24 protein-coding genes and 1 pseudogene are annotated in these 25,696 nt (G+C 64.0%); 12 read left to right on the forward strand and 13 right to left on the reverse strand.

What is annotated here, in order from left to right; all coding sequences use genetic code 11:
* Nucleotides 1–17 precede the first annotated feature (17 nt).
* The 8 genes from AC4BCK_RS00875 to AC4BCK_RS00910 form a co-directional block, all read right to left on the reverse strand.
* Nucleotides 18–248: a hypothetical protein gene (locus AC4BCK_RS00875; protein WP_309296832.1), complete on the reverse strand. Its 231-nt coding sequence runs from the start codon at nt 246–248 to the stop codon at nt 18–20.
* Between the two features lie 82 nt (nt 249–330).
* The gene (locus AC4BCK_RS00880) at nt 331–1,437 is read right to left on the reverse strand and encodes a phenylacetate--CoA ligase family protein (RefSeq protein WP_364423793.1); all 1,107 of its coding nucleotides are present in this window, start codon (nt 1,435–1,437) and stop codon (nt 331–333) included.
* A gap of 308 nt (nt 1,438–1,745) precedes the next feature.
* On the reverse strand, nt 1,746–2,345 hold the full coding sequence (locus AC4BCK_RS00885; protein WP_251421426.1) for a cadmium resistance transporter: 600 nt from the start codon (nt 2,343–2,345) through the stop codon (nt 1,746–1,748).
* A 53-nt stretch (nt 2,346–2,398) separates the two neighbouring features.
* The gene (locus tag AC4BCK_RS00890) at nt 2,399–3,148 is read right to left on the reverse strand and encodes a cytochrome c biogenesis CcdA family protein (RefSeq protein ID WP_251421429.1); all 750 of its coding nucleotides are present in this window, start codon (nt 3,146–3,148) and stop codon (nt 2,399–2,401) included.
* Entirely contained in the window at nt 3,145–3,654 is a 510-nt protein-coding gene (gene lspA, locus AC4BCK_RS00895) for a signal peptidase II (RefSeq protein ID WP_251421433.1), read from the reverse strand. Before lspA ends, AC4BCK_RS00890 begins: the two co-directional genes overlap by 4 nt.
* A complete protein-coding gene (locus AC4BCK_RS00900) occupies nt 3,651–5,600 on the reverse strand; it encodes a heavy metal translocating P-type ATPase (RefSeq protein ID WP_363936530.1) in 1,950 nt (649 codons plus the stop codon). The genes lspA and AC4BCK_RS00900 overlap by 4 nt, the downstream gene beginning before the upstream one ends.
* Entirely contained in the window at nt 5,597–5,971 is a 375-nt protein-coding gene (locus AC4BCK_RS00905; RefSeq protein WP_251421439.1) for an ArsR/SmtB family transcription factor, read from the reverse strand. Before AC4BCK_RS00905 ends, AC4BCK_RS00900 begins: the two co-directional genes overlap by 4 nt.
* Before the next feature lie 354 nt (nt 5,972–6,325).
* Nucleotides 6,326–6,934 carry a TlpA family protein disulfide reductase gene (locus tag AC4BCK_RS00910; protein WP_251421441.1) on the reverse strand — a complete coding sequence of 203 codons (609 nt, stop codon included), beginning with the start codon at nt 6,932–6,934 and terminating at the stop codon, nt 6,326–6,328.
* A 302-nt stretch (nt 6,935–7,236) separates the two neighbouring features.
* On the opposite strand from AC4BCK_RS00910, the gene resB reads away from it, so the two are divergent.
* The 10 genes and pseudogenes from resB to AC4BCK_RS00960 all read left to right on the forward strand — a co-directional run bounded on the left by resB (nt 7,237) and on the right by AC4BCK_RS00960 (nt 15,456).
* Nucleotides 7,237–8,886 carry a cytochrome c biogenesis protein ResB gene (gene resB / locus AC4BCK_RS00915; protein ID WP_251421444.1) on the forward strand — a complete coding sequence of 550 codons (1,650 nt, stop codon included), beginning with the start codon at nt 7,237–7,239 and terminating at the stop codon, nt 8,884–8,886.
* Nucleotides 8,886–9,992, forward strand: a complete 1,107-nt coding sequence (ccsB, locus tag AC4BCK_RS00920; protein ID WP_251421447.1) for a c-type cytochrome biogenesis protein CcsB — start codon at nt 8,886–8,888, stop codon at nt 9,990–9,992. The genes resB and ccsB overlap by 1 nt, the downstream gene beginning before the upstream one ends.
* A 70-nt stretch (nt 9,993–10,062) precedes the next feature.
* A complete protein-coding gene (locus AC4BCK_RS00925) occupies nt 10,063–10,275 on the forward strand; it encodes a hypothetical protein (RefSeq protein ID WP_251421449.1) in 213 nt (70 codons plus the stop codon).
* A gap of 352 nt (nt 10,276–10,627) precedes the next feature.
* The gene (locus tag AC4BCK_RS00930) at nt 10,628–11,074 is read left to right on the forward strand and encodes a hypothetical protein (protein WP_366280037.1); all 447 of its coding nucleotides are present in this window, start codon (nt 10,628–10,630) and stop codon (nt 11,072–11,074) included.
* Between the two features lie 451 nt (nt 11,075–11,525).
* Nucleotides 11,526–12,158 (forward strand): hypothetical protein, encoded by a 633-nt coding sequence (locus AC4BCK_RS00935; RefSeq protein ID WP_363936535.1) that lies wholly within the window; start codon nt 11,526–11,528, stop codon nt 12,156–12,158.
* A gap of 305 nt (nt 12,159–12,463) precedes the next feature.
* The gene (locus tag AC4BCK_RS00940; protein WP_363936537.1) at nt 12,464–12,940 is read left to right on the forward strand and encodes a hypothetical protein; all 477 of its coding nucleotides are present in this window, start codon (nt 12,464–12,466) and stop codon (nt 12,938–12,940) included.
* 148 nt (nt 12,941–13,088) lie between these two features.
* The gene (locus AC4BCK_RS00945; protein WP_363936540.1) at nt 13,089–13,718 is read left to right on the forward strand and encodes a DUF305 domain-containing protein; all 630 of its coding nucleotides are present in this window, start codon (nt 13,089–13,091) and stop codon (nt 13,716–13,718) included.
* Nucleotides 13,719–13,805: 87 nt separating this feature from the next.
* Nucleotides 13,806–14,684, forward strand: coding sequence for a F510_1955 family glycosylhydrolase (locus tag AC4BCK_RS00950; protein ID WP_400511926.1), 879 nt, complete (start codon nt 13,806–13,808; stop codon nt 14,682–14,684).
* 125 nt (nt 14,685–14,809) lie between these two features.
* Nucleotides 14,810–15,221, forward strand: a pseudogene (locus AC4BCK_RS00955) (four-helix bundle copper-binding protein).
* A gap of 16 nt (nt 15,222–15,237) precedes the next feature.
* Entirely contained in the window at nt 15,238–15,456 is a 219-nt protein-coding gene (locus AC4BCK_RS00960; protein ID WP_366372504.1) for a hypothetical protein, read from the forward strand.
* Between the two features lie 368 nt (nt 15,457–15,824).
* Here the strand turns inward: AC4BCK_RS00960 and AC4BCK_RS00965 are convergent, their stop codons facing one another.
* Complete coding sequence (locus AC4BCK_RS00965; protein WP_490566468.1) at nt 15,825–16,535, reverse strand: aspartate/glutamate racemase family protein; 711 nt, start codon at nt 16,533–16,535, stop codon at nt 15,825–15,827.
* Nucleotides 16,525–17,838, reverse strand: coding sequence for an MFS transporter (locus tag AC4BCK_RS00970; RefSeq protein WP_363936546.1), 1,314 nt, complete (start codon nt 17,836–17,838; stop codon nt 16,525–16,527). Before AC4BCK_RS00970 ends, AC4BCK_RS00965 begins: the two co-directional genes overlap by 11 nt.
* A 1,219-nt stretch (nt 17,839–19,057) precedes the next feature.
* Between AC4BCK_RS00970 and AC4BCK_RS00975 the strand changes: the two genes are divergently transcribed.
* Together AC4BCK_RS00975 and AC4BCK_RS00980 are read left to right on the forward strand one after the other, a co-directional pair.
* Nucleotides 19,058–20,242, forward strand: coding sequence for a TerC family protein (locus AC4BCK_RS00975; protein WP_363936549.1), 1,185 nt, complete (start codon nt 19,058–19,060; stop codon nt 20,240–20,242).
* Nucleotides 20,243–21,204: 962 nt separating this feature from the next.
* Entirely contained in the window at nt 21,205–21,912 is a 708-nt protein-coding gene (locus AC4BCK_RS00980) for a hypothetical protein (protein ID WP_207597772.1), read from the forward strand.
* 268 nt (nt 21,913–22,180) lie between these two features.
* Here the strand turns inward: AC4BCK_RS00980 and AC4BCK_RS00985 are convergent, their stop codons facing one another.
* The 3 genes from AC4BCK_RS00985 to AC4BCK_RS00995 form a co-directional block, all read right to left on the reverse strand.
* On the reverse strand, nt 22,181–22,855 hold the full coding sequence (locus AC4BCK_RS00985; protein ID WP_366280044.1) for a DedA family protein: 675 nt from the start codon (nt 22,853–22,855) through the stop codon (nt 22,181–22,183).
* A 194-nt stretch (nt 22,856–23,049) separates the two neighbouring features.
* On the reverse strand, nt 23,050–24,108 hold the full coding sequence (locus AC4BCK_RS00990; protein WP_366280047.1) for a hemolysin family protein: 1,059 nt from the start codon (nt 24,106–24,108) through the stop codon (nt 23,050–23,052).
* Nucleotides 24,108–25,454: a hemolysin family protein gene (locus AC4BCK_RS00995; protein WP_366280050.1), complete on the reverse strand. Its 1,347-nt coding sequence runs from the start codon at nt 25,452–25,454 to the stop codon at nt 24,108–24,110. Before AC4BCK_RS00995 ends, AC4BCK_RS00990 begins: the two co-directional genes overlap by 1 nt.
* Nucleotides 25,455–25,696: the final 242 nt, after the last annotated feature.

The following is a 25,696-nucleotide window of genomic DNA, read 5'->3' on the forward strand; positions in this document are numbered from 1 at the left end:
CCAGCACCAGCCGCCGCCTATGGGGATGGGATGCGACTTAGCTGGAGGGGTCGGTCCGTCATGATGATCCAGGGGACGATCTTGACGTACGCCACCATCCCGATGAGCTCCACTAATGATGTCTGGGTGACGACGACGAGGGATACCAGGGCGAGCGGCTCGGGAAGGGCCAGGACCAGGGGGAGTACGACCAAGGAGTTGCGTGTTGCGCCGCTGAAGATCACGGCCTTGGCACTGGCGGCGTCCAATCCGCCGGCCCGCCGCGGCAGCCATTCCGGGCGGGACCATCACCACCAGGAACGCCGCGTAGTTCGGGATAACTGGCCTGCCCTACGGGGGCAGCGGGATGACTGTGCGGTGTTTGCCGCCTGGGGTGAGGCGCGGAGGACCGGGGTCTCTGGTTAGGGTGACGTTGCCCAGTCCGTGGCTGGTCAGCACGGCGGCGATTTCGGATCGGGCTGCTTCGAAGATCCTCGCAGGATCCGCACCAGCAGCGGGCTGTAGCCGGAGGGTGAGGCTCTGGGGTCCTGTTTGGATGATCTGACCTTTAGTGAGGCCGTGAACTTTGTCCAGCGCCGTACTCAGCGTCAGGGGTGTCACTGGAACGGGGAGCCCGGCGCTTCCCGGGAAGGTCAGCAGCTCCGCTGTTCGTCCCTGTACGTGTATGGCCGGCGTCAGGTCCCCGCACGGGCACGGGTCCGTCCTTGTGGTGACGCTGTCTCCCAGGTCGTAGCGCAGGATGGGTTGTATGCGGTTGGCCAGGTTGCTCAGCAGCACTGTGTGCGAGGGCTGGCCGGGCGGGACAGGTTTGTGGTTGGCGTCGACCGGTTCAAGGATGACCCAGTCGCTGTTGATGTGAAGCCAGCCTTCCCGGCAGCTGTAGCTCAGAAAGGGGCATTCGGTCGCTGCGTAGCTGTGGAGGACCTTGGCTCCGAACGCTGCGCCGATCCTGGCGTAGTCTCCAGCAGGCAGTCCCTCGGCGGAGAGAATAACGGCAACGGGGTGGATGTTCAGCCGTCCTGCTTCCTGCTCCAAGGCCAGCAGCCGGCCGGTGGAGGCGTAGGGGGCTAGAAGGGCCGGGCGGCAGCTGTCCAGTTGGGCGACGAGGTCCGGCATCGGTGTCTGGACCGGGAACACAGCCACGCGTTGCCTGCCTGGCCCGTTTTGGAGCGCGGCCGCGGCTGCTGCTGAGGCGAAGTGGCCGCCGGTGGCGATGACCATGGCGGTCCGCCCGCGCCGACGGATGATCTCTTTGATGTCGGCCGGGGTGAGCCAGGAACTGAGCATGTGGAATGTCAGGGCCTTGGCCACGGCCAGGGATCTGGTGTCGAGCAGGAAGATTCCCCGGGTGCCGGTCGTACCGGATGTCGTAGCGACCGTGTACCGGTTGAGGAATTTTGCGCCGACCAGTGATGTGTCAGCGACGAACGACTGCATTTCCTCCAGTGTCACGGCTGGGTCTGTGACCCAGTCATCGAAATGGCCATCAGTGCGGCCTTCGTCGTCGCGGGCAGCAGTCCCGGGTCGGTGATCCGGGCCGGCAGGCCCTGATAGAGCCGGCGGTAGTACGGGGAGCGTGTCCGTGCGTAGGTGACGATCTCTGCCAGTCGTTCCCGTTGACGTTCCAGGATCGCAGCGCTGCCTCGTTTCCGGGCCGCCCGGGCATCGAGTAACAGCCCGATAGGTGTCTCTCTTATGGTTCCTCCTGACCCTGGCAGTGTTCTCCTCTCACGACTCGTGATTTCTCAGGCGTTGAACAGCCGGGTGAGGACGCCGGAGCTGATGAGGATGAACAGGCCCAGCCCGATGAACACCGCAGGGACCAGCCAGTGTTCTATCTTCTCCAGGTTTTCGGTGACTTTGGGGTGCGTGCCTACAACGCGTCCCAGTGCGCACCAGACGGCAACAAGGATCAGGAACACAATGATGGTGACCACGGTGTCCTGCGGCGCCATGGTCCGGAAGATCGGGGTATAGATGGCGATGTTGTCCGCGCCGTTGGCGATGGTGATACCGGCGACGCTGAGCAGGCCGACTGCGCTGATGGCAGTTTCTTCCTCCTCTTCCCCGCGTTGGCGCAGGAAACGGATCAGGCCGATGACGCCGATTCCCAAAGGGACCAGGCCGAGCCAGCCGACCCATTCGTCCGGGACAAGCGTCAGCCCCAGGGCGGCCAGAACGCTGATGCCGACCAGGGTGATGAATCCCAGGTACTGCCCGCCGACGATCTCCCAGGGCCGGGGCCGGCCTTTCGAGGAGGCAAGGAACAGGACGGTCAGCACGACGATGTCGTCAATGTTCGTGGCGGCGAACATGGCTGCCGCCGCTGCGATGATGCCAAGCATTGGTCGTGCACCTCTCGGTGGGCCCCTGACGGGTTTCATTCCGGCGGGGTGGATCAGATGGGCGTGGTGAAGGTTCCGATCAGGTTCTGCAGGCTCAGGATCCAGGTGGTCCAAACACCGGAGACCATCAGGACGCCGATCAGGACCAGGGTCGCGGCTCCTGCGAGGTTGAAGGTCCTGATGTTTCGGCGGACGAAGCCCAGGGTGCCGGTGACCCAGCTGAATCCGCGGGCGACGAGGAGGAACGGGATGCCCAGGCCGATGCAGTACGCGAAGCCGAGCAGCGCCCCGCGCCAGGCCGACCCGGTGGTGGTGCTCAGCGCCAGCACGGCGCTGAGGGTCGGGCCGATGCAGGGGGTCCAGCCCAGCCCGAACCCGATGCCCAGCAGCGGGGCGCCAGCCAGGCCGGTGTTCGGTTTCCAGGCCAGTTTGGCCGTGCTCTGCAGGAACGGGATCTTCCCGGACAGTGCCACACCCATGACGATGACGACCGCGCCCAGGACGCGGGTGATCTCATCGCTCCAGCTCACCAGCCAGGACCCGATGGTCCCGAACGCCGCACCGTACAGGGTGAAGACCGCGGCGAAGCCGAGGATGAAGAGCCCCACGCCGGCGGTGGTCCGCCGGCGTGCGGCCTTTTCATCGGTTCCGGCGAGACCGGAGACGTAGCCCAGATAGCCCGGGAGCAGGGGCAGGACGCAGGGTGAGATGAACGAGACCAGACCGGCAATGACCGCCAGAGGCACGGCCAGGAGCAGGGCTCCGGACTGCACGGCCTCGGCGAAGTACCCGCCCAGATTCACGCCCTGTTCTCCGGGTCCTTCCCGGGCAGCAACGTTCCCAGGACCAGGACGGCGACGCCGACGGTGACGAAGACGTCGGCGAGGTTGAACGTCGGGAACCATCCGCTGTGCAGATAATCCACGACCCCGCGCCCGTCGAGCCGGTCAATGAAGTTCCCGATGCCCCCGCCGGCGACAAGGATTCCGCCGGCAAAGGAGGTCCTGGACATCTTCGGGGCGCTGACGGTCAGCCAGGACAGCAGCGCGGCGATGACGACCCCGGTACCGGCCACGACAACGCCGGTGGGCAGGGCCGCGCCGAGGCTGAAGGCCACCCCCGTGTTGTACAGAAGCTTGATCGTCAGCAGCGGCGTCTCGATCACCTCGCCCCGGGCGAGGTTGGCTTCCGCCTGTGCCTTGATGAACAGATCGGCTCCGGCGAGCAGGAGCGCGCCGATCAGCAGCCCGCCCCGCCGTCTCCACGGCCGGGGCGGGGCGCTGGTCCGCACCGGTGCCAGTTGGCTCACCGGGCCGGTTCCAGGCTGGGGACGGTGTCCTGGGTGACCGGGATGGTGCCGTACTTGCTGACCCGGCCGGCGCGGACACCGTTGGCGATGACGACGATTTCGGCCAGTTCGTGGATCAGGACCACCGCTGCCAGTCCCAGGATCCCGAACAGGGCCAGCGGGATCAGCACCGCGATCAGGACCAGGGACAGGCCCACGTTCTGGAACATGATGCGCCGGGTGCGGCGGGCGTGCTCCAGCACCTGGGGCAGGTGGTGCAGGTCCTCGCCCATCAGCGCGACGTCGGCGGTTTCGATGGCCACATCGGTGCCCATCGCGCCCATCGCGATGCCGGTATCGGCGGTCGCCAGGGCAGGGGCGTCGTTCACACCGTCACCGACCATGGCGGTCGGCTGCCGCCCCTTCAGGGTGCGGATGATGTCCGCCTTGTCTTCGGGGCGCAGGTCGGCGTGGACTTCGGTGATGCCCGCTGCCTTCCCCAGGGCCTCGGCGGTAAGCCGGTTGTCACCGGTGAGCATCGCCGTGGTGTAACCGGCGCGGCTCAGCCGTTCAATGACGGCTGCGGCCTCCGGGCGAAGTTCATCGCGTACGGCCACGGCGCCAATGAGGACGGAGTTCTCCTCAACCAGGACCGCTGTCGAACCGCCGGCCTGCATCCGCCGGACGGTGTCCTGCAGCGCCCCGGGGGCGATCCACCCGGGCCTGCCAAGCCGGGCGCTGTGCCCGTCGATGGTCCCTTCGAGCCCGGCCCCGGGGACCGTGTCCAGACCGATGACGGTGACCCGGTCCGTGGCGGCGGCGAGGATGGCCCGGGCGAGCGGGTGTTCGCTGCGTTCCTCCAGGCCGGCGGCAACGGCCAGCACCCGTTCCCGGGTGGAGGAGGCGGTGGCGGCAACCTCGATCACGGCGGGTTTGTTGCGGGTCAGGGTTCCGGTCTTGTCCAATGCGATGGTGCGGATTTTGCCCAGGGTTTCCAGGGCTCCGCCGCCCTTGATCAGGACGCCCATCCGGCTGGCCGCACCGACGGCGGCGACTACGGTCACGGGCACGGAGATGGCCAGGGCACACGGTGAGGCTGCCACCAGGACCACCAGGGCACGTTCGATCCACAGGAGCGGCTCGCCCACGATGAAGCCATAGACGGAAATCAGCACGGCGGCGATCAGGATGCCCGGGACCAACTTTTTGGCGATGGAGTCGGCCAGGCGCTGGCCGGGGCCCTTGCGGGACTGCTCGGCCTCCACGATGTGCACGATCCGGGCCAAGGAGTTGTTCTCCGCGGTGCTGGTGACCTCGACCTCGAGCGGGCCGGTGCCGTTGATCGAGCCGGCGTAGACGTCGCTGCCCGGTCCTGCTTCGACCGGGACTGATTCGCCGGTCAGGGCCGACGTGTCCAGGGAGGTGCGCCCGGTCAGGACGCGCCCGTCGGTGGCCAGCCGTTCGCCCGGGCGCACGATCATGGTCTCACCCAGCACCAGCCCGGACGGGGCGACGGTGACTTCGGTTCCGTTGCGCAGGACCCGGGCCTCAGCCGGGACCAGGTCCAGCAGCGCCCGCAGCCCGCGCCGGGTGCGGGCCACCGAGTATTCCTCCAGCCCCTCGGAGATGGCATACAGGAAGGCCAGCATCGCCGCTTCCTCGACCTGGCCCAAGGCAACGGCGCCCGCTGCGGCGATCGTCATCAGCGTGCCGACACCGATCTTGCCCTTGGCCAGCCGGCGCAGAGTTGAGGGAACGAACGTCCACCCCGCGACCAGCAGCGCCGCACCCTCCAGCGGCAGGGTGACCCACTCGGACGCGTCCAGCAGCGAAGCGATCCAGGCGACCAGCAGCAGAGCGCCGGAGACCGCGGCAGCGCGGACCTCGGTCACCTGCCAGAAACCCTCCGCCTCTTCCTGACCTTCTTCTGTTACCGGCTTGTCATCGCCGCAGCAGGCGTCACTCACAGTTGCTCCCCTTTGGTGGTTGCGGCGTCGCAGGACGCGTCACCGTAAACCGGGCACAGGCTGACCGCGTTGCCCGTCGCGGCCAGAAGGATCTCAGCCTGGGCCAAAACGTCGATCAGCTCAGGCCGGGTCAGCGAATAGAACACCTTCCGGCCCTCCATCCGGCCCGTCACCAGCCCACAGTCCCGCAGGCAGGCCACATGCGCTGAAACCGTGGACTGCGCCAGACCCAGTACCTGGGTGAGGTCACCGACCCTGACCTCACCCTGGGCAATGCGCTTTACGATGGCCAGGCGGGCCGGGTCCGCCAAAGAATGGAACAACGCGGCGGCCGGATCCAACCGGGTGCCGCTCCTCATATCAATCGTCATATGCCGATGATATCTAAGCTTGCAGATATGTGCCAGACGCAAGCCCTCCATGGTCTCCTGAATGCAGGTCGGAGCCAGTCCGCGCATGGCCCGTGGAAGGGGGTATGCGGAGCGGTGTTGGTGCGGTCCGGGGCGTCCGGAGAGAATGACGCCGCTTCCGGGCAGCGCGGGCACCCGGGTGAGGCCGATGCTCAGGTCCTGGGCGGGTACGGTGGCCGAGACGCTCCACCGATTCCCGTGCACGCATGACCGGCCTTCAGGATATGCGCAGGTGGCTGGAATATTCGGGAAATCCCAGCGCACCCCTGTACGGGAGGGCTGGGGAGGCAGCCTAAAACGGCATCCCAGTTTTTTCTAGGGGTTGAGTGTGGAAGTGATCAGGGCTTTCAGGGTGCTCTTGTCGAGTCCGCCCAGGATTCTGGCCGCGACACGGCCCTTTTTGTCCAGCACGAGGGTGGTCGGGACCGCCTGGGGCGGAACGAAGCGGGTCATGGCGAGCAGCACCTTGCCGTCCTTGTCCTGCACGCTTGGATACGTCACGCCGAAGGTCCGCTCGAAAGCTTCCGCGGTCGGCTTTTCATCCCGGACGTTAACGCCGTAGAACAACACTCCCTGCGGGGCGAACTCCTGGTACAGCGCTTCCAGGTGCGGGGCCTCGACACGGCACGGGGCGCAGGCCGCGTACCAGAAATTAAGTACCGTGACCGAACCGGACCAGTCACTGGAGTTGACAGGCGTGCCGTCATAAAGGGTCGCGTTCAAAGCCACCGGAGCCCCCCGTGACTCCTCGGCGTATTCCTGCACCGATCCGTCACCGGCAATGTAGTTCTTGTTATCCCCTGCCGCCGCCTGCTCGGCGAGCGGATCGGGTCCGGCGCAGGCGGCCAGGCCGAGGGAGGCCACTGCGGCCAAACCTGTCAGGATGCTGCGCCGGGCCAGGCCGCCGCCGGATGGGGTATTCATGGGATGACTTCCTCGTTCGTGGGTTTCCAAAAGGGGCATCACGCTCACTGCTTCCTTGGCGGATCAAGCCAGACCGCTGGGGAGCTCCACACCCGCAGAAACCGTTCCCGGCCCGCCCCCGTTTCCCGCGATGGCTTTTCGAGCGCAAGGCTTAACCGGAATCGGTTCAATCGTCTTTAGGCGATATTATCAGGACGAGGCTCCCTGAAGCGCAGGAGCCCCTTCTGCTAATTCTACGTATGGTAGAACTGCGGGTTACCAGACCTGTGCCCGCTTTTGATGAAACCGACCGGAAGGCAGCGATGTCCTCATCTGACGCAACGGACACTGCGGCAGCCCCAGTTCCTGCGCCGCTGGGTCCCGCCGGAATGCTGCGCTGGGCATGGACGCAGCTGACGAGCATGCGGACAGCGATCTTTCTCCTGCTTTTGCTGGCCGTGGTCGCCGTGCCCGGCTCGTTGTTCCCGCAGCGTCCGGCAAACCCTGCCCTGGTCACGCAGTACATCAAGGACCGCCCGGAGTACGGGAAAATCCTTGACTCGCTCCAGCTTTTCGATGTCTATTCCTCGGCCTGGTTCTCGGCAATCTACATCCTGTTGTTCATCTCCTTGATCGGATGCGTGATCCCCAGGGCACGGGCCCACTGGAAGGCCCTGCGCTCAGCCCCGCCGCGCACTCCCCGGCGGCTGTCCCGGCTGCCCGAATACGGCACGCTCGTGCTGCCGGCGAACGCCGCTGTCAGCCCGGGCGACGCCGTCCGGGACGCAGCGGAGGTTCTAAAGAAACGCGGCTACCGGGTCGACATCCGGGACGCTGACGGCCCGATGCCCTCACTGGGGGCCGAACGGGGACTGCTGCGGGAAGTCGGCAACCTCGTCTTCCACACCGCCCTGATCGGCGTGCTGGTTTCCGTGGCGATCGGCGGATTGTTCGGCTACCGGGGCCAAAAAATTATCATCGAAGGCGACACCTTCGTCAACACCCTTGTCGGCTACGACAACTTCACGCCCGGCACCAACTTCCAGTCCGACTGGCTGGACCCGTTCGCCCTCACCCTGGACAAGTTCGAGGTCCGCTTCGACCGCGAATCCATTAGGCAGTTCGGGCAGCCCATCGACTTCAAAGCCGCCCTGACGACCAGGGAAAGCCCTGATGCCGCCCCGCAACAGCAGGTCCTGAAAGTCAACGAACCGGTCTACTTCGGCGGGACCGGAATCTTCCTCGTCGGCAACGGCTACGCACCCATCATCACCGTCAAGGACGGTGACGGGAACACCGCGTTCAGCGGCCCCGTCGTGTCCGTGCCCAACGACGCCGTCTACACCTCCAGCATTGTCCTCAAGGTCCCGGACGCCGCGCCTTCCCAGCTGGGTTTCGTCGGGTTCTTCCTGCCCTCGGCCATCAAGAACCAGGAGGGTGTGTCCTACAGCTTCGACCCGGACCCGCTGAACCCGCAACTGAACCTGAACTCCTACTACGGTGACCTCGGGCTGGACACAGGCAAACCCCAGAACGTCTACAACCTGGACGTGCAGAACCTGACCCAGCTTAACGGCCGTGATCGTCCGGCCGGCGGCATTGTCCTGGACGCCGGGCAGAGCTACACCCTCCCGGAGGGCAAAGGTTCGATCAGTTTCGACGGGCTCAAACGCTACATCGGGGTGGACATCCGCACCGACCCCGGCCAGGCCGGTGTCCTGGTCTTTTCCCTGATCGCCACCGCCGGGCTGATCGTCTCCCTGTATGTGAACCGCCGCCGTGTCTGGCTCCGTGCCGGCGCCCACGAGGACGGGCGGACCATGATCGAATACGGGCTGCTGGCCCGCGGCGAAGACCACCGGCTCGCGCCCGAAGCCACCGCGATCCGTGCGCGGCTCGGCGCCCGCTGGAACCTGACCGAGTCCCGCCCCGCTGCGGCCACCGTCCCTGCCCGCTCACCGAAGGAGCACTAATGTCGGAGATCAACGAAACAATGGGTCAGTACAGTGAGCTGTTCATGCTCCTGGCCGCAGGCACCTACACCGTGGCGTTCATCGCCTTCGCCTGGGACCTGGCCCGCAGCAGCAAGGCCCTGCGGACGGTGGACCTCAGAGCCGCATCCGCCGCGCCCGCCCTGGCCTCCCGGCCAGCCAGGGTTCCGGTCAGCGCGGGAACCAGCGCCGCCGCGGACCGCGCGGCCTCCGGCGTTGGCGGACCGGCCGGCATTGCCGAACGCCCCAGCTCAGCAGCCCGTCAAACAGGAGCGGACGCGGCCGGTGCAGGACAAACCGCCGAGCCCGGCATGGGCTACGCCCCGGAGCAGCGCATGCCGGCGCGCATCGGTGTGGCCCTGACTGTGCTGGGCGCCCTGATCCACGGCGCCGGAGTCTTGACCCGGGCCCTCGGTGCGGGTCGGGTGCCGTGGGGGAACATGTACGAATTCCTCACCACCGGCGCCTTCGCCGCCGTGGCTGTGTTCCTGCTCGCGCTGATCCGTCGTGACCTGCGGTTCCTGGGAACCTTCGTGGTGGGCCTGGTCATCATCATGCAGGTGGCCGCCTCGGTGGCCTACTGGACTCCAGTGGGCCACCTCGTTCCGGCCCTGCAGAGCTACTGGCTGATCATCCATGTCTCCATCGCCGTGCTCTCCTCGGCACTGTTCACCCTGACCTTCGCGATGTCCGCCCTGCAGCTGGTCCAGTCCCACCGGCAAAAATCGGTGGCTGCCGGCGGAAAGGACAAGCTCGGCTTCATGCGCCTCGTTCCTTCGGCGCTTAGCCTGGAGAACCTCTCCTACCGCATCAACGCGCTCGGTTTCATCGGTTGGACCTTCACCCTCATGTTCGGTGCTATCTGGGCCGAGAAGGCCTGGGGCCGCTTCTGGGGCTGGGACACCAAGGAAGTCTGGACCTTCGTGATCTGGGTGGTCTACGCCGGCTATCTCCACGCCCGCGCCACCAGGGGATGGACGGGCACCCGTGCAGCCTGGCTGTCCATCGTCGGCTACCTGTGTGTGGTGTTCAACTTCACCATCGTGAACCAGTTCTTCAACGGCTTGCATTCCTACTCCGGGCTGTGATGGCATCACAGGTGCCTGAGCGTATCAACCGACCACGGCGGGCCAGGGCGGAAAGAGTGCCGGCACCGCCTTGCTGACCGCCATCGTCACTGTCCTCGCCTTCGACACCGGCATGGGCGGATGGATGCTTTTCATGCAATTCGGCAATTTCATGCCGGCCCCTACCGACATCAGCTTCTTCTTCCTCATGCAAGTCGGTCTGGTTCTGGAGTTCTTCACCGCATACCAGCCGTCCGCTGGCTCATTCGGCGTCGCGTCAAAGTCGTCTCGCTGTGATCGTTAAGGATGCAATGCGAGTGGGTCCACCGCGAACTCCCGCTCGCCGTGCTGGAAGCACCTGCACCGGCACGGTCTTCCGGTATGGTCACCGACACGGCTACCACAGTGGCCTCCCGAAACCCGTGCGACCGGACCCTGCGGCGTCCACGGTCGGCCACGACGACTCCGCAGCCGCGGGCACCCGCATACGGTTTCGTCGGTTTCGACGCGCAGGAGCATCCAGCCCCGGTGCCGGCAGTAGCATAATGAGAAGCGTCCGGGATGGCGAGCAGCGCGACACGAATGTGTCGGATGAACTGCCCGCTAGGAATGCCGTGCGGTCCCGCCCCAAACGACGGAAGCAAAGTGAACCGACGATGCAAATGATCTCGACAACTAAGTTCCGGGCAGTGAAGACATCTGCGATGCTGTTGTGTCTCTCATGGCTGGTTGTCGGCTGCTCAGGTGGAAACGCAGAATCCGAAGCAGCTCCAAGCGCATCGGTGCTTCCATCGCCGGAGTCCAGTCCCAACAGTTTGGCGGGAAGCGAAGTCTGCGGGGACCTTCTTGCTCAACAGGAGTCGTTCAACTATTTTCCGCCGTTGATCTTGTCCAAGCGTGAGGGAGCGCCGGAAGCGCTGGATGAGGCCATAAAGAAGGTTGAAGACGTCGACGCGTCGGCTATACCGGAGTTGGAGGCGAAGCTCAAGGATTTGGCAGCAACGATGAATCTTGGACGCGGCGAAGCGAAAGATTTTGACTACGATAAATTTGTGGCCGCCAAGATCGAGGTTGATGAGTGGATAACTAAAAACTGCCTGTGAACACCGGTTGATTCGGTCCACGGACGTCCAGTGCTTGTGTGAGTCTCGTGTCCGGCCATGAAAATTCACGAATCGTGGAACGGATCCCGGACCGCTTTCGATGCCGCCTCCGCGGTGGCTTTGTCGTCCTTGGCCCCGGTCATCCATTACCGGATTGTCCAGATCCGGCTATCGGGCCGCTGCTTTCGATGTCCCTGCTGCAGAGAAGCAAGGACTGATCACGGGGCAGCTGCCCGCGACCAACACCCGGCGCCCCAACCGCCCACAACGCCAGGTTCAGCTTCCTAAACGCGCCAAAGCCTAGCTGGTCTGCCCGAGAATATGTGACGCAATTTACATTCTCGCCCATCCTTTCCCGGAGTTGTTCCGAAGTACTGGTGCCCCCTTCCCGAGGGCACCAACGTCACACGCGCGTGTATGAGGAGATTTTCCCCAGGACGGAAGAAGAGCAATGAAACAGCACAAGCTATTGCTGGCCTCCCTGACCATGGCCGCCCTGCTGCTCTCCGGCTGCGCAACAGCGGCCGGATCGGCGTCCACCCCGGCCAACGTCTCGACACCGGCAGCTCCGCCTGAGACCGGGAACGCCGGCAACCACGGCGGCGGGCACAACGCAGGGGGGTCATCATCACCCGAAGCGACCATCGACGGGCCCAGCGATGCTGCCCTAATGGTCTGCGGGAAACAACCGATGGACAGGCTCAAGTCCATCCTGGACCTGGACGCGGATCCACACACCGCCAACGACTGGGCCGACAACACCTTCACCTGCACCTATCACCTGGACGAAGGCGCGCTGAAAATCTCCGTCAAGGAAGATAAAGACCAGGCAACTGCACGGACAACCTTCGATGCAATGCAGGGCCTTGCAAAGGACGCCAAACCCATCGAAGGACTCGCCAACCTGGGCTTCCCGGCCTATGAGACCGCAGACGGGTCAGCGGTCTTCCAAAAAGACAGCTTCGTCCTGCACGTGGACGGCACAAACCTGCCCGCCACCCTCGGGCCGGAAAACATTACCCGGAACGCCCTGGCCTACCAGCTCTCCACCACCATCCTGGCCTGCTGGGTAGAACACCCCTAACAGACACCCCGGCGGTACCCGTCAAAGGTTCACCCATAAAGGCAAACACCAGAACCGGTCCACAGGCTATAACGTCCTCGCGGTTCATCTGGCCGCCGGTGTCCTGGCGTTCGCCGGCGTGTTCTCCCCCCGGCGGGCGCTGTGCTGATGTCGGTATCCCCGATTGTGGTGGCCCTGAACGCCCAGTTGCTGCGGAGGGTGAAACTGAATCCATCCCGGGTACGTTGATCATAAGGCTGTGACCGGCACGAAGCCCCTGCCGGTACGCTTAAAACCATTGATCCGGTGTGGAAGGGAGGAAAGTTGTGACCGCAGTATCACGCGGCCCCGTCACCGCTTTCCTCCTCCGTGCAGGCCTTCTGACCGCAGCACTGGCCATCATCGCAGGGATTTTCGGCATGCACATCATGACCGATGCGCACAACATGCCCGCCGGGCCCGCCATGCCCGCAGCAGCTGCCGGCCCGGCCATGGCGCCGATGTCCGGCGCCCCGACCGGCAATGCCGGCCATGGGCCAGGACGAGTACCGGACGGGGCAGCAGTTGCCGAAACGGCAACCGGCTCCTCTTCCTCCTGTTCCGTCGCAGGGTTCTGTCCCGAGATGTCCGCGATGGACAACGCCTGTGTGCTGTCACCGGGAAACACGCCACTGACGGCCCCTATGCCGGGAACAGCACCATCCGTGCTGCCGGAATTCGATGGCCGGGCTGCGGCCGGCACGAACTATTCATACTCACCGGACAGCCCTTCCCCCGGTGACCTCTGTATCAGCCGTACGTAAACCGGCACTTTTGCGCCGTGTCCCGTCCCGGCGCACAGCCCAGCCACCAGCACGCATGAAGCAGCCCCGCCCTCCGGCCGGGCCGCCCCTGCACGCAACGTCCAAGGCGCCCTAAGCGCCGCTGGTACTTTTGAGGACCCCGATTTTCATGAAAAAAACCCTGACCATTTCCGCTGCCGCCATCGCCGCAGCCATCGCCCTCGCCGGGTGCTCCGCCGGCCCTGAAACAGCCAGTCCGGACGCAAGCATCACGCCCGGCATAAACCATGACAGCTCCGGCATATCATCCAGCCCGGCTCCAGCAGCTTCGGCTGACTTCAACGACGCGGACACCATGTTCGCGCAGATGATGATCCCGCACCACACCCAAGCGGTGGCCATGAGCGACATCATGCTCAAGAAAGAAGGCATTCCCGACGCGGTGACCCTCCTGGCGGCCAAGATCAAAGCGGCCCAAGCCCCCGAGATCGAGAAAATGACCGGCTGGCTTGAAAGCTGGGGCCAGCCCACGGTGATGCCCACGAACATGCCTTCGACCCACAGCATGTCCGGGATGATGGGCGGGGACGGCATGGCCAAACTCGAGGCCGCGCAGGGTACCGAGGCCGCCAGGCTGTTCCTTACCCAGATGATCGCCCACCATGAAGGCGCCGTCATGATGGCCAAGACCGAAACCACCAACGGCAAAAACGCCGACGCGGTCCAGCTCAGCAAGGACATCGTCAGCTCCCAGGAAGCCGAAATCCAGGAAATGAAAGACCTGCTGGCCCCCCTGTAGCAAGCACACATCCGGCACCGGCCCCCTCCCGGGGGCCGGGCCCTCCCACAGACATTTCCCGGTCCACCCTTTGGAGTTTCCGTGCCCCTGCACTCTTTTACCCGTCGCCTGCCCGGGGCTGCCCTCGCGGCCGCCGCCCTTCTGTTTACGCTGTCCGCCTGCACCCCGGGCTCAACAACCGATAGGCCGGGCGCCGGCACCGCACCGTCCATTGCGGCCTCGGGCCTTCCGAGCTCCCACGTCCATGGACTCACCGTCATCGGTGACACCGGCCAGGTACTCCTGGCCACCCACGACGGCCTCTTTGACGTCACCACGTCCCCGGCCACCAAAATCGGTGACACCAACGACCTGATGGGCTTCACCACAGTCGGTGACAAGGGCCCGTTTTACGCCTCCGGGCACCCGGGCCCCGAATCGGATCTGCCCAACCCGATGGGTCTACTGAAGTCCTCCGACGGCGGCAAAACCTGGGAACAGCTCTCCCGGCAGGGGGAATCCGACTTCCACGCCATGACGATCACTAAATCCGGCATTATTGCCTTCGATGGGACGCTGCGCACCAGCCCTGACGGGAAGACCTGGACAACCGCGTCGGCCGGGTTTGCCCCGGCGGTCCTGGCCGGGCATCCCGGCAGTGACACCGTTCTGGCCACCACCGAGGAGGGTATCCAGCGCTCCACCGACGCCGGCGCAACGTGGAAGCCGTTGGACGGCGGGCCGGTGATCCAGTTCGCCGCCTTCGCGAACCCGGCCGAGGCCGTGGGCGTTGAACCGGACGGTACGGTGCACTACTCCGCTGACGGGGGGCGGACCTGGACGCAGAAGGGCCGCATCGATGCCCAGGTGGTGGCGGTGGCCGCGGTCAAGGGCGAGGACGGCATTCCCTGGATCTGGGCGGCCACCCCGGACGGGATCGTTTCCTCCACGGACGGGGGAATGACGTTCCGGCCAGCGGGCGCCTAATAGCCTGATTCCTGACTGGTTCCTGACCTGTTGGGCGTACCGCTGGCGTGTCTAGGGAGAAGGGGACGGCCGGGAACGGCTCCGGCGGCCCCTCGCCCAGTGACAGGAGCCACCACGTCAGTGCCATGCTCAACGCCCGCCCCGAGGCGGACACTGCCCTGGGCCGAGACAGCCTGGCCGAATGTATTGCGGCCTGCTTCGAGTGCGCCCAGACATGTACGGCTTGCGCGGACGCGTGTCTCGACGAGGACATGGTCGCCGAGCTCGCCAACTGTATCCCGACAGATTTGGACTGCGCCGACTTCTGTGGCCGCGGGAATATCCTGACCCGGCAGACCGGCGGGCAGAGCCCTATCACGTTGTGGCGTTGAAGGCCTGCCGGGCAGCGTGCGCGGCCTGCGCCGAAAAGCATGGGGGATGCACGAGCACTGCCGGATCTGCGCCGAAGCCTGCTGCCGCTGCGAAGCCGCCCTGAGGTGTCCTCCTGGCCGCAGGCTAGGAGTTTTCGGTGCAATAGCTGCTCGTTCTAGGACGTGAGGGCCAGGGCGAGCAGTTGGACCAGGCACGCTCCGCAGAGCGTGAGGCAGCAGCCGCCGCCACAGAGGCAGAGCCCCGGGCAGTGACCGCGGAGGCCCGGGCAGTCGCCCTCCGGGAAGGCCACGACGCTCTGCTGCAGCGCATCACCCCGGAAACCCGATGGAAGGCCTCAGCCAAGGGGAGGCGGATGGCTAAGCCGAAGAAGGCAGCCGGCGGCCTAAGCCGACAAGCGTAAAGGGGCGAAAACCCGCTGGCTCCCAGCGGTGATAGGAGAGCCGACGGCGCGGACAACGAACAAGACGAAATGCAGCACCAGAGCCAGGGGGGAGAGCCCATGACGAAGCGGACAGAAGAGGCCAAATCAGATGGAGGTCCGGCGCCGGTGTCCTTCCCCGGAATGTTGTCCCTTGAGCAGGTCCAAGAGATCCTGAACCTGGGCGCACCGGCGGTCTATGCCTTGGTGAGAAGCTGGTGAGAAGCGGGGAGTTGAGGGACCACGTCAGGTCGGCACATAAGGTGGCCGCGCTCCCAGGAACCATGATGTGAGCTGGACGAGGTGGGGGCGCGCCTTCGCGGAAGGTGCGCCCTCTCACCACATCCTGTTTATTGGGTTGCTGTTTGTGGCGTGGTCGATAGTTCCTGGAGGACCTTGGCGCATGCGCTGGGTAGAGGCTGGATGATCTCCGCCATGCCGGTCAGCGCCAGCCGCCTGGCTGTTTCGCTGAGGGGTCCGCCGGCGATGATGACTGCTTGCGCCCCATCATTGTGGCTGGCTTCGCTCACTGCCTCGGCCAGTTCCAGATACTGCTGCTCTGGATCGGCGGCGAGAATCAGCGGTTCGGACCTCGTCAACCTGACGCCGGTGAACCACCGGCTGCGGCCGTGGTGCTTAACCAGTGCCGACAGCGACTTTGCGAGCAGTGGTGTGCTGGTTGCCATCCCGAACCGGCGGCCCTCTCCGCAGGCTGACTGGATGGAAGCCTGGCCGATGCCGATGACGGGTATGTCAAGGGTTTCGGCAAGGGCACTCCGTCCCGGGTCGCCGATGGCCGCAACAATCACCGCTTTGACAGTGGTTCCGTCCGGCCCCCTCATATAGTCGTGCACAGCGTCGTGGACGTGCTGTGCTGATTCTGCGAGGGAGTCCGGGTCGATGATCATTGCGGGGCCTGCGGCTGCTGTCAGGCCGATCACTTCCAGGCCCTCGGGTTCGAGGATTCCGGCGGCTATGTCGGTCATCAGCTGGGTGGTCCGGGAGTTGCTGTTCGGATTGATCAGGAGAACCTTCGCCTGAGCGCTGGATTCAGTGGCCATAGATGGCTCCTTCGTCCTCGGTGGCGTCCTCTTCCAGCGGCTGTCCGAACGTTTCCGGCGGGAACTGCACCACGACGCCCAGGATGATGAAGAGCCCCGCGAGGGTCGTGAACATGCCCATGAGTCCTGCGGCGTCGAAGATGACGCCGGAGATCAGCGGGAACAGCCCGCCGGACAGTGACCCGGCGGCCAGGATGATCGAGGTGCCGAAACCGCGGGTGCGGGTGGGGTACAGCTCGGGGGCGAAGAGCCAGATGGTGGTGTTCAGGATGATGACGGAGAAGTTGAACAGCACCCCGAACAGAACTACGAGAACGATGTCGTTAGCGAGGAAGGCCATGGAGAGCCCGGCGGCGCAGCCGAGGATTGCTGCCGCGGTGAGGACCTTCTTGCGGGGGAGCCGGCTGGCCAGGAACGCGGCGGTCGCGGCACCGATGAGGGACCCGGACTGCATGATGAGGGTGAACCAGAGGCTGGTATTCAGAGCGTAGCCCCGGGAGACCAGGATGGTTGGCATCAGGGTCAGCATCGAGATTTGGGCTGCGTAGGACATGCACACGGCGACGCAGAGCAGGACGGTCCGCTTCAGGAGCCTGCCGCGCAGTGCGTCCTTCCAGTGCCCCTTGGATTCGATGACAGCCGGGCCCGGAACCGCGGTGATGTAGGCTTCCGGGTCATCAATGCGGCCTGAGAGCTTGCCGCGGGCGAGCCGGGTGATGACCATGTTGGCTTCATCGAGCCGTCCCTGGGATGCCAGGAACCGGGGAGTTTCCGGGACGTACCGGCGGAAGAACATGACCAGCAGGGCCGGGATGAAGAGCAGGCCGAAGACCCAGCGCCACTTGTCCGGGCCGTCGAAGAGGGTGAAGACGAGGATGCCGAAGGCCGGGGCGAGCATGTTGCCAAGGCCTGCGGCGGTGACGTTGATCAGGCCGACGGCGGTGCCGCGGTGCTTGGCTGCAAAGAACTCGGCCATCATGATCACGGCGACGGCGATTTCTCCGCCAAGGCCGAACCCGACAATGAAGCGCCCGGCGGCGAGTATCGGGTAGTTCAGAGCTACGGCGCACAGCAACGAACCGCCGGCGAAGATGATCAGGTTGATCACCAGCATGTTCCGGCGGCCGTACTTGTCGACTATCAACCCCGTTGCCACGCGCCCGAGCGCGGTGGCAGTGAAAGTCATTGTGTTAAGAAATCCGATCTCGCCGGCGCCCAGGCCCCACGATTCCCGAAGGACCGGGCCGGTAATGCCGACGGCGTTCTGCTCCAGTGCATCGAAGAAGACGCCCAGCAGAATCATTAAAACAATTTGGCGGTGTGCCCCGGTCACCCCGATGCGCTGATACGCCCCCTCAATCTGGTGTGCCAACGTACCCTTGCTGGACGCCTGATCCAGCGCGGCCTCACTCTTCTTTTCCATACTGCGCCCCTTATGAGCTTCGGAACCGGCCTCACCCTTGAGCACCGCCTCAGTTCCACGATATGAAATTCCTTTACCGCATTAAGGAATGTGACTTAGCTTACATCCGTGGCGGTGCTGGAATCAACGGGTCAAGGAACAATGCTTTGTGACTCACTCGCTTCCGGAAGACTCCGGACTGAGGCCCCAGCTAAACGAACGCGGAGAGGCTTCGGCCGCCTGCTTAGCGGTTCCGTTCCAGGCTTGCGCGGTGTGTCCAACTGGTGTAGCGGGACAACCCTTCGGGCACTGATGCTGGGCCAGTGTCATGGGTGGACGTTTCGCCGTCGACCAGTACGGGCGCCTGCGGGGCGTTACGTCGCCCCGGTGGGTCGCTCTGGATACTTACCAACAACACCGTTGGCCGTGGAAACCCCTCGGCAGAGGATGACCGGATAGTGCACTTCCCCCTTTACCTGATTGAGCGGACCTCTTGTCCTTGCCGCTAACCGGGCGCGAGGGCAGGCCCGGGAATACCGGTCCCCCTCGGAAGGAGGCTCAGGTGTCTTGCTCCGGCGGCGTCCCACCTTTGGGAGCCAGCGCGAGTGCGGGTCGCAGCATTAGGGCGTGGTTTCCAGCGGTTTTGAATCCGCCATAGTCCCGGGCAATTCCGTTCCTCGGTTGCAAGTGATCATGGCGGCCGCGACGGTCTAGCCGCCGTGGTCCCCAGGAAGGTGCAGCAGGGTCGTAACCCCTGATCGAGTGAGGCGCCGGCCCAGCTGTCAATGAAGTCAGTACTGGTGATCGGGTACCTCGGCTCGGAAAGCCACGGCGCGGCCGGTAACCGGACCGGCAACTCCAAGCGACGGGAGCCCGTCATTGACCGGCGAAGGTCCCTCCCTAAAACGAAACGACGGGCCTCAATTCCTTGGGGCTGAGACTGCTATTTCGTCTTGCTTCACCCCCGGTTAGGGTGAAAACACGTAAGGGAGTATTCCGAAGCGCTGCAAACGTCACCACGTTAGGCATCGATGCCTCGCCGGGTGCAGCGGCCCGCCGGACGGCGGGCGGAGAGACTTACTCGGCAGGCTGCTACGCACCTTACGAAAGCAGGAACACCTTGACTGTTTCTCCGCTGATCTGGGGCATCACCATTGTGGGCATTCTGGCCCTGCTGGCCTTTGACTACTTTTTTCACATCCGAAAAGCGCATGTTCCCCAACTGAAGGAAGCGGCCCTCTGGTCGTCCATCTACGTGGGCATCGCCATCATCTTCGGCATTCTGGTCTTCGCCTTCGGTGGCGCCGATATGGGTAAGGAGTACTTCGCCGGGTACATCACGGAGAAGGCGCTGTCGGTGGACAACCTGTTTGTCTTCCTGATCATCATTGCCAGCTTCCGGGTTCCACGCGAGGACCAGCAGAAGGTGCTGTTGTTCGGCATCGTGTTTTCCCTGATCGTCCGCACCGGGTTCATCTTTCTCGGCGCGGCACTGATCAATTCCTTCGCCTGGGCCTTCTACGCCTTCGGTCTGATCCTGCTGGTCACGGCGGGCAACCTGCTCAAGCCGGACCACGGCAGCGGCGAAGCGGACAATTTCATGATCCGTCTGGCCCGTAAGTTCTTCCACACCACCGACCACTATGACGGCGACAAGCTGTTCACCATGGAGAACGGCAAAAAGGTCCTGACCCCGATGCTGCTGGTCATGGTCGCCATCGGCGGTACGGACATCATGTTCGCGCTGGATTCGATTCCGGCCATTTTCGGCCTCACGCAGAATGTCTACATTGTCTTCACGGCCACGGCGTTCTCGCTGATGGGCCTGCGCCAGCTGTACTTCCTGATCGACGGCCTGCTGGACCGGCTCATCTACCTTTCCTACGGCCTGGCCGCGATCCTCGCCTTCATCGGCGCCAAGCTGATCCTGCACGCCCTGCACGAAAACAACCTGCCGTTCCTCAACGGCGGCGAACCGGTCCCAAGCATTGAAATCAGCACCGAACTGTCCCTGACCGTCATTATCTGCGTGCTGATCGTTACCGTGGTGACCTCGCTGCTGAGCAAGGCAGGCAAGGCGCAGACCGCGATCAACAACGCCCGACGCCACGCGGTCAACTACCTGGACCTCGAATACACCGCGGACCCCGCCGAGCGCGAGCGTATCTATAACGCCCTGCGGAAGGAAGAACAGCAAATCGAACAGATGGAGCCAAAGTACCGCAACAAGGCCAAAGACATAGAAAAAATCCGCGCCGAAGTAGCCGAGGCGCACCGCCGGCACAAGAAGTACCTCTCCCGCTAAAACGCGGTGCTCTACGTGGCTGCCTGATAGGTAGGAGTGATCCCAACCGTGGGCACCGCAGGACTAATGAATGTTCTCCTTCGATCCGCTTGCGGCGCGGGTTCGAGCGGCCAATGGATAACCTACGAAAGTTGTCCCTGGTTGTGGGCGCGGCAGCCTCATTGTCCACTCTGGTTCTGGAAGCCAGATTAGGAATTGTTCAGCCACATCACGACGTATCGTCGTCAGGTTGGGGCGTGCCCTAACCCGACCGGGCCACCCTCGACAGCATCCAGACCACCATGATCAACCTCGGCGTCCCCGCTGCAATATCTGTCACACGAGCAATGCAAGGTAGCGTCTGCGGAGCTTAGTTTGAAGGGCGGGTTAAGTGACATTCAGGCTGGCCGCTATCCGTCCGTGAGGCGATGTCAATTAAACGAACATAGAAATAACAGAGGGCAAGACCGTGCTCTTCGGATACATGCGAGTCTCGAAGGCCGACGGTTCTCAGACGACAGATTTATATCTTCCGGTCAAGTTCAAGGATCGGACGCTGCCTACTGCGGTCCCGGAAGTAATGTAGGGAAATCTAGGGAGGTCTACTGTTTTACTATAGGTGGATAGAATTCGATAGAGATGAGGATTGATGGATCCGGTGCTGAACCCCTATTCACCAGGAGCGGGCCGTAAGCCCGCAGCGCTGGTCGGACGGGATCAGCCCAGATCCGACTGGAAGGTCGCGCTGGACAGGGTGGAAATTGGTCGCTCGGCCCAACCCTTCGTTCTCTACGGACTGCGCGGAGTGGGAAAGACAGTGCTGCTCTCAGATTTCCGCCGGGTCGGCTTGAAGGGATTCTGCACCATACCCTCCTCGGGTGAAACTAGGTGAAACCGGTGAAAGTGGTGAAACTCCTGCCACCATAGACCGCCCCCTCGACCTGAAGCAAGACGGGCCCGGGGGAGGCGGTAGCATCGGGGCCATGACCGGGGACGAGAACTACATCGAGCACGCGCTCCACGTCGGCGAGGACCTGACCGGCCTAAGCCTAGAGCAGCTGGGTTTCGAACCCCGGCTGGAGGACCTGACAGAGGACCAACGGAACCGACTGGACGCTGAGGACCTCGAATGGATAAGTTCAATCACGCCGGAGCAGCGCGACCAGAGCCTGTTCCAGGCAACGCTCCTGGCCGGATCCCTCTGGGAGGCATCGGCCGTCCTAATAGACCAGCTCTTCGAGGATCTCAACGGCCTGCTGAAGCTCGACCGGATCGACCGCCAGGACATCGCCACCACCTTCGTCCTGTCCGGACTTCCACCCCGGCACGCCGATAAATACGACGTCCGGTTCACCCAACAGTTCCTCGTCATCGCCGTGGACATGACCGGGGCACTGATCCGGGGATGGACCCACCCGTCCTGCGTGGCCCAGGAACTGGCGCTCCGCTGCCTTTTTGACCAAGTCGAAGTCATTCAGGACCTGTACGACCTGGACCTTCCGGGCGACTGGCGGGGCATGCTGGAACAAAACATGCTCGAAGACATAGACAGCGAAATGCTCTACCAGAACGCCATGGACGGCTTCGAAGGCGACATCGAGCTGAACATGCAGCTGGGCCTTGCACCGATGAAAGTCGAGGACTGGTTCGAGCCCTTCAACGACGCCTCCGTCCCGCCCTACGTGCGCTGAAACCCCGGAAATACCCACCGTCTGCAACGGTTTTCTTAGACGGTGATAATCGAGATTCCCTCTCCAGCCTCACAGGTAATCCTCAGGTTTACCGGCACATAATGGACCGAAGCTCCGGTCAACCGCTATTTGACTGGAGCTTCGCCAATTTCAGGCCTCGGCAGGGTTGAGGCCCCGCCCGAACACATGGTGAATTCCTGCGATAGATGAAGTCCTGAAGGGTCGTCCGCCCCGTGACAGGATTCCAGAAGACGTCCGGTGGCTTCACTCAGGTAGCGTCGGCTTTCTCGCGTCGCTTAGTCATCTTCGCGGCCACCCACCAGACGATGGCTAGGGCGAGGCCGGCGATCACGGCTTTTTGAAGGATTCCGGCGTACTGCTCGACCAGATGCCAGTTCTCGCCCAGGTAGAAACCCGCGAGGACAAATACCGTATTCCAGATCAAACTTCCCCCGAGCGTCAGCAGCAGGAATTTCCACACGCTCATCCGCCCGATCCCTGCCGGAATGGAGATCAGGGACCGGAACAAGGGGACCATTCGGCCGAAAAAAACCGCACGGTACCCGTAGCGGTGGAACCAGTTTTCGGCTTTGTCCACATCTTCGACATCCACCAGGGGCAGTCTGCGCGCGATGGCCCGCATCCGGTCCCGGCCTAAGAGGGCGCCTATCCCGTAGAGCAGCCATGCTCCGAGCACTGAGCCGATGGTGGTCCATAGCAGCGCCTCGACCAGGCTGAAGCTACCCCGGCTGGCTGTGAAGCCGGCCAGCGGGAGAATGATCTCGCTGGGCAGCGGCGGGAAAAGGTTCTCCAGTGCCACGATCAGTCCGGCACCGGGCGCGCCGATTCCCTCCATCAGCTCCACAGCCCATTGGGAGACGCCAGTCAGACCTGCTGCTGCAGATGAGTGTTCGGGCACAGAAAAAGGCAAAACAGTTGCCATTATTGGTCTCCAATCTGCCTCAGCGGGCAGTTATAGGGCGGATTTTTTTCGCCGGGGAAGGGCCAGCCGCCGCGGCGTTGCGGCTCAGGACGTGCCACCCTGCCGGTGGCAGGGTCCCTGTTTTTTGTAGCCTTCGCCGGGGGGCAGGCTGACGCGGGTGGATAGAGCTTTGGTCCCGCGTCAGCGTGGCTTTCCTAAGCCGTTCTGGGCGCGGCGGTCCTGGATGCCCGGCTGTTGTCGCGGATCTGGCCCACGAGTTCCTCGAGCATGTCCTCCAGGGTGACGATGCCGTAGGGTCTCCCGCCCTCGTCGGTGACGAGGGCCAGGTGGGCTCCTTCGCGCTGCATGCGGCGCAGGGAGACGCGGAGGCCGTCGTCCAGATGCACGCGGGGCAGATCCCGGATGCGGTGTGTCGGCAGTGGCTGATTGCGTTCCGGGGCACTGAGGCCGAGGAGGTCCTTGACATGCACGTAGCCTGTGAGTTCACCGGTCAGTGCCTGGACGGGGAAACGGGAGAAGCCGTTGGCGGCAATCTGTTCGATCTGGTCCGGGGTGCATCCATGCGGCAGCGTGGTCACCTTATCCAGGGGAATCACGATACTTTCCACGGAGCGTTCCTCGAAGGTGAGGGCGCCGAGAAGGAGGCGTTCGTCCTGTTTGTCCAGCAGGCCGCCTTCGCGGGATTCCTCGACCAGGCCCGCTACTTCGTCCCGTGTGAAGGCGCTGGCCACTTCGTTCTTCGGCTCGACCTTGAACAGGCGCAGAATCCCGTTACCCATGGAGTTCATCAGCCACAGCAGCGGCTGCAGGATGCGCACGACGACGACCAGGACCGGGCCGAGCACCAGGGCCATTCGTTCCGGGCCGGCCAGGGCGATGTTCTTCGGCACCATCTCGCCGAGCACGACATGCAGGTAGGTCACCACGGACAGGGCGACGGCGTACGCGATCGGGTCGATCCAGCCATCCGGGACGCCCCATGCTTCGAAGGGCCCCTCCAGGGCGTAGACGACCATGGGCTTGGTGACGTAACCCAGGGCGAGGGAACAGACGGTGATTCCGAGCTGGGCGCCGGCCATCATCAGAGAAACGTTTTCGATGGCCCACAGGGTGATCCGAGCGGACCGCCCTCCCTGTTGGGCCAACGGTTCAATGATGCTTCGCCGCGCGGCGATGAGGGAAAACTCGGCCCCGACGAAGAAGAAGTTCGCGGCGAGCAGGACGATGGTCAGAATGATCCCGGCGGTATCCACTAGCGTTCCTCTGTTTCGTCGTTGCGGGGGCTGGCGGTGGCCAGGATTTTGGCGATGCGTGCCCCGTCCATTTCCTCCACGCGGAGTTCAACGGTTGCCGCCGGGTGGCCGTGGGACTGCTCCGTGGCGATCTGAATGGCATCGCCGGGCCGGGCGATATGCCCCAACTCAAGCGTGACCAGGCCGGCCAGAGTGTCGTACTCCGTGCCCTCGGGCACCGTGTGGCCCAGGATCGCTGTCGCCTCGTCGGGGCGCAGCGCGCCGTCGAGACGCCAGAGACCGAAGGGTAGCCGTTCGCTCGTGCCGTCCTGAGGGTCGTGTTCGTCCACGACCTCGCCGACCAGTTCCTCGACGAGGTCCTCGAGGGTGATCAGCCCGGCGATGTCGCCTGTTTCATCGATCAGGACCGCCATCTGCAGCCCGCCGGCTCGAAGCGTGTCCATCAGGTCATCGAGCTCGACGGTGTCGGGTATGAGGGTGGGTTTGTCCATGACATCGGCGAGAGCTGTCTGCTCGCGGTCGGAAAAGGCCACTGCCAGTCCCCGTCGGACGTGCGCGATGCCCAGCACCTCATGGGAGCCGGACGTCATCACCGGGAACCGTGAATGTCCGGTTTCGGCGGCGGTCTGCAGCATTTCCTGGACGCTTTGCTCCGGGGCCAGCGTGACCATCCGGGTGCGCGGTGTCATGGCATCGTGAGCGCGGCGGGACCCGAAGGCGAATGACCGCTGGACCAGGTCGGCGGTCTCCTCGGGGAGGATGCCCTGCCGGGCCGAGTGCCGCACGAGGAAGGCGAGTTCCTCGGGGGAGCGCGCCGAAGCGAGTTCTTCCTGAGGTTCGATGCCGAGGGCGCGGACCAGCTTGTTCGCCGTGCCGTTGAAAAAGCGCAGCAGCGGTCCCGTCGCGGTACTGAAGCCCCGCTGGAAGCCGGCGGTGGCCCGGGCGGTCGCCAAGGGCTTTGCGATGGCCAGGTTTTTCGGTACGAGTTCGCCGAAGACCATGGTCAGCAGTGTTGCCAGGATCAGGGCGAGGATCACCGAGGCAGAGCGTGCCACCGGGGCCGCGAGGCCGGCGTCCATCAGCGGACCGACGATGAGGGCGGCAATTGCGGGCTCGGCTAGAAAACCGATGCCGAGGTTTGTGAGTGTGATTCCCAGCTGGGCACCCGATAACTGGGTCGAGAGCGTGTTCATCGCCTTGAGCACGCCCACGGACTTCTTGTCGCCGGAATCGGCGGCTTCCCTGACCGTGTTCCGGTTCACGGTGATCAGCGAGAATTCTGCGGCGACAAACAAACCGCAGCCGACGATCAGTAATAGGCCGACGAGGATTGAGGCTACTTCCACTTGCTACACCCCCCGTTGCTGTTCAAGGCGCTCTCACGCATCAACGGGGGGCACGGACTGTGCCCCGGACTGTCACCGGGAGTAGACATCGGTTCCTCTCAAGGGATCCAGATACAGAAAATGTCCGCGGCCTGCCGCCGTGGACACCATCAATTCTGCCAGCAGATGGCGTCACATCAAAAAAATGCCAGCGCCTGCGTTCCCCCTTGCCCGCGAGTTTTTCCTGCTGGGCAGGCGGTGGC

This window comes from Pseudarthrobacter sp. As-47, from assembly GCF_058215595.1.

Excerpts from the sequence above, each read along its gene's own strand:
- AC4BCK_RS00945 (WP_363936540.1), top strand. The coding sequence starts at position 13,089 with ATGAAAAAAACCCTGACCATTTCCGCTGCCGCCATCGCCGCAGCCATC.
- AC4BCK_RS00905 (WP_251421439.1), bottom strand. The coding sequence starts at position 5,971 with ATGACGATTGATATGAGGAGCGGCACCCGGTTGGATCCGGCCGCCGCG.
- resB (WP_251421444.1), top strand. The coding sequence starts at position 7,237 with ATGTCCTCATCTGACGCAACGGACACTGCGGCAGCCCCAGTTCCTGCG.
- AC4BCK_RS00985 (WP_366280044.1), bottom strand. The coding sequence starts at position 22,855 with ATGGCAACTGTTTTGCCTTTTTCTGTGCCCGAACACTCATCTGCAGCA.
- AC4BCK_RS00885 (WP_251421426.1), bottom strand. The coding sequence starts at position 2,345 with ATGCTTGGCATCATCGCAGCGGCGGCAGCCATGTTCGCCGCCACGAAC.
- AC4BCK_RS00930 (WP_366280037.1), top strand. The coding sequence starts at position 10,628 with ATGCAAATGATCTCGACAACTAAGTTCCGGGCAGTGAAGACATCTGCG.
- AC4BCK_RS00910 (WP_251421441.1), bottom strand. The coding sequence starts at position 6,934 with ATGAATACCCCATCCGGCGGCGGCCTGGCCCGGCGCAGCATCCTGACA.
- ccsB (WP_251421447.1), top strand. The coding sequence starts at position 8,886 with ATGTCGGAGATCAACGAAACAATGGGTCAGTACAGTGAGCTGTTCATG.
- AC4BCK_RS00965 (WP_490566468.1), bottom strand. The coding sequence starts at position 16,535 with ATGGCCACTGAATCCAGCGCTCAGGCGAAGGTTCTCCTGATCAATCCG.
- AC4BCK_RS00980 (WP_207597772.1), top strand. The coding sequence starts at position 21,205 with ATGACCGGGGACGAGAACTACATCGAGCACGCGCTCCACGTCGGCGAG.
- AC4BCK_RS00935 (WP_363936535.1), top strand. The coding sequence starts at position 11,526 with ATGAAACAGCACAAGCTATTGCTGGCCTCCCTGACCATGGCCGCCCTG.
- AC4BCK_RS00970 (WP_363936546.1), bottom strand. The coding sequence starts at position 17,838 with ATGATTCTGCTGGGCGTCTTCTTCGATGCACTGGAGCAGAACGCCGTC.
- AC4BCK_RS00880 (WP_364423793.1), bottom strand. The coding sequence starts at position 1,437 with ATGCAGTCGTTCGTCGCTGACACATCACTGGTCGGCGCAAAATTCCTC.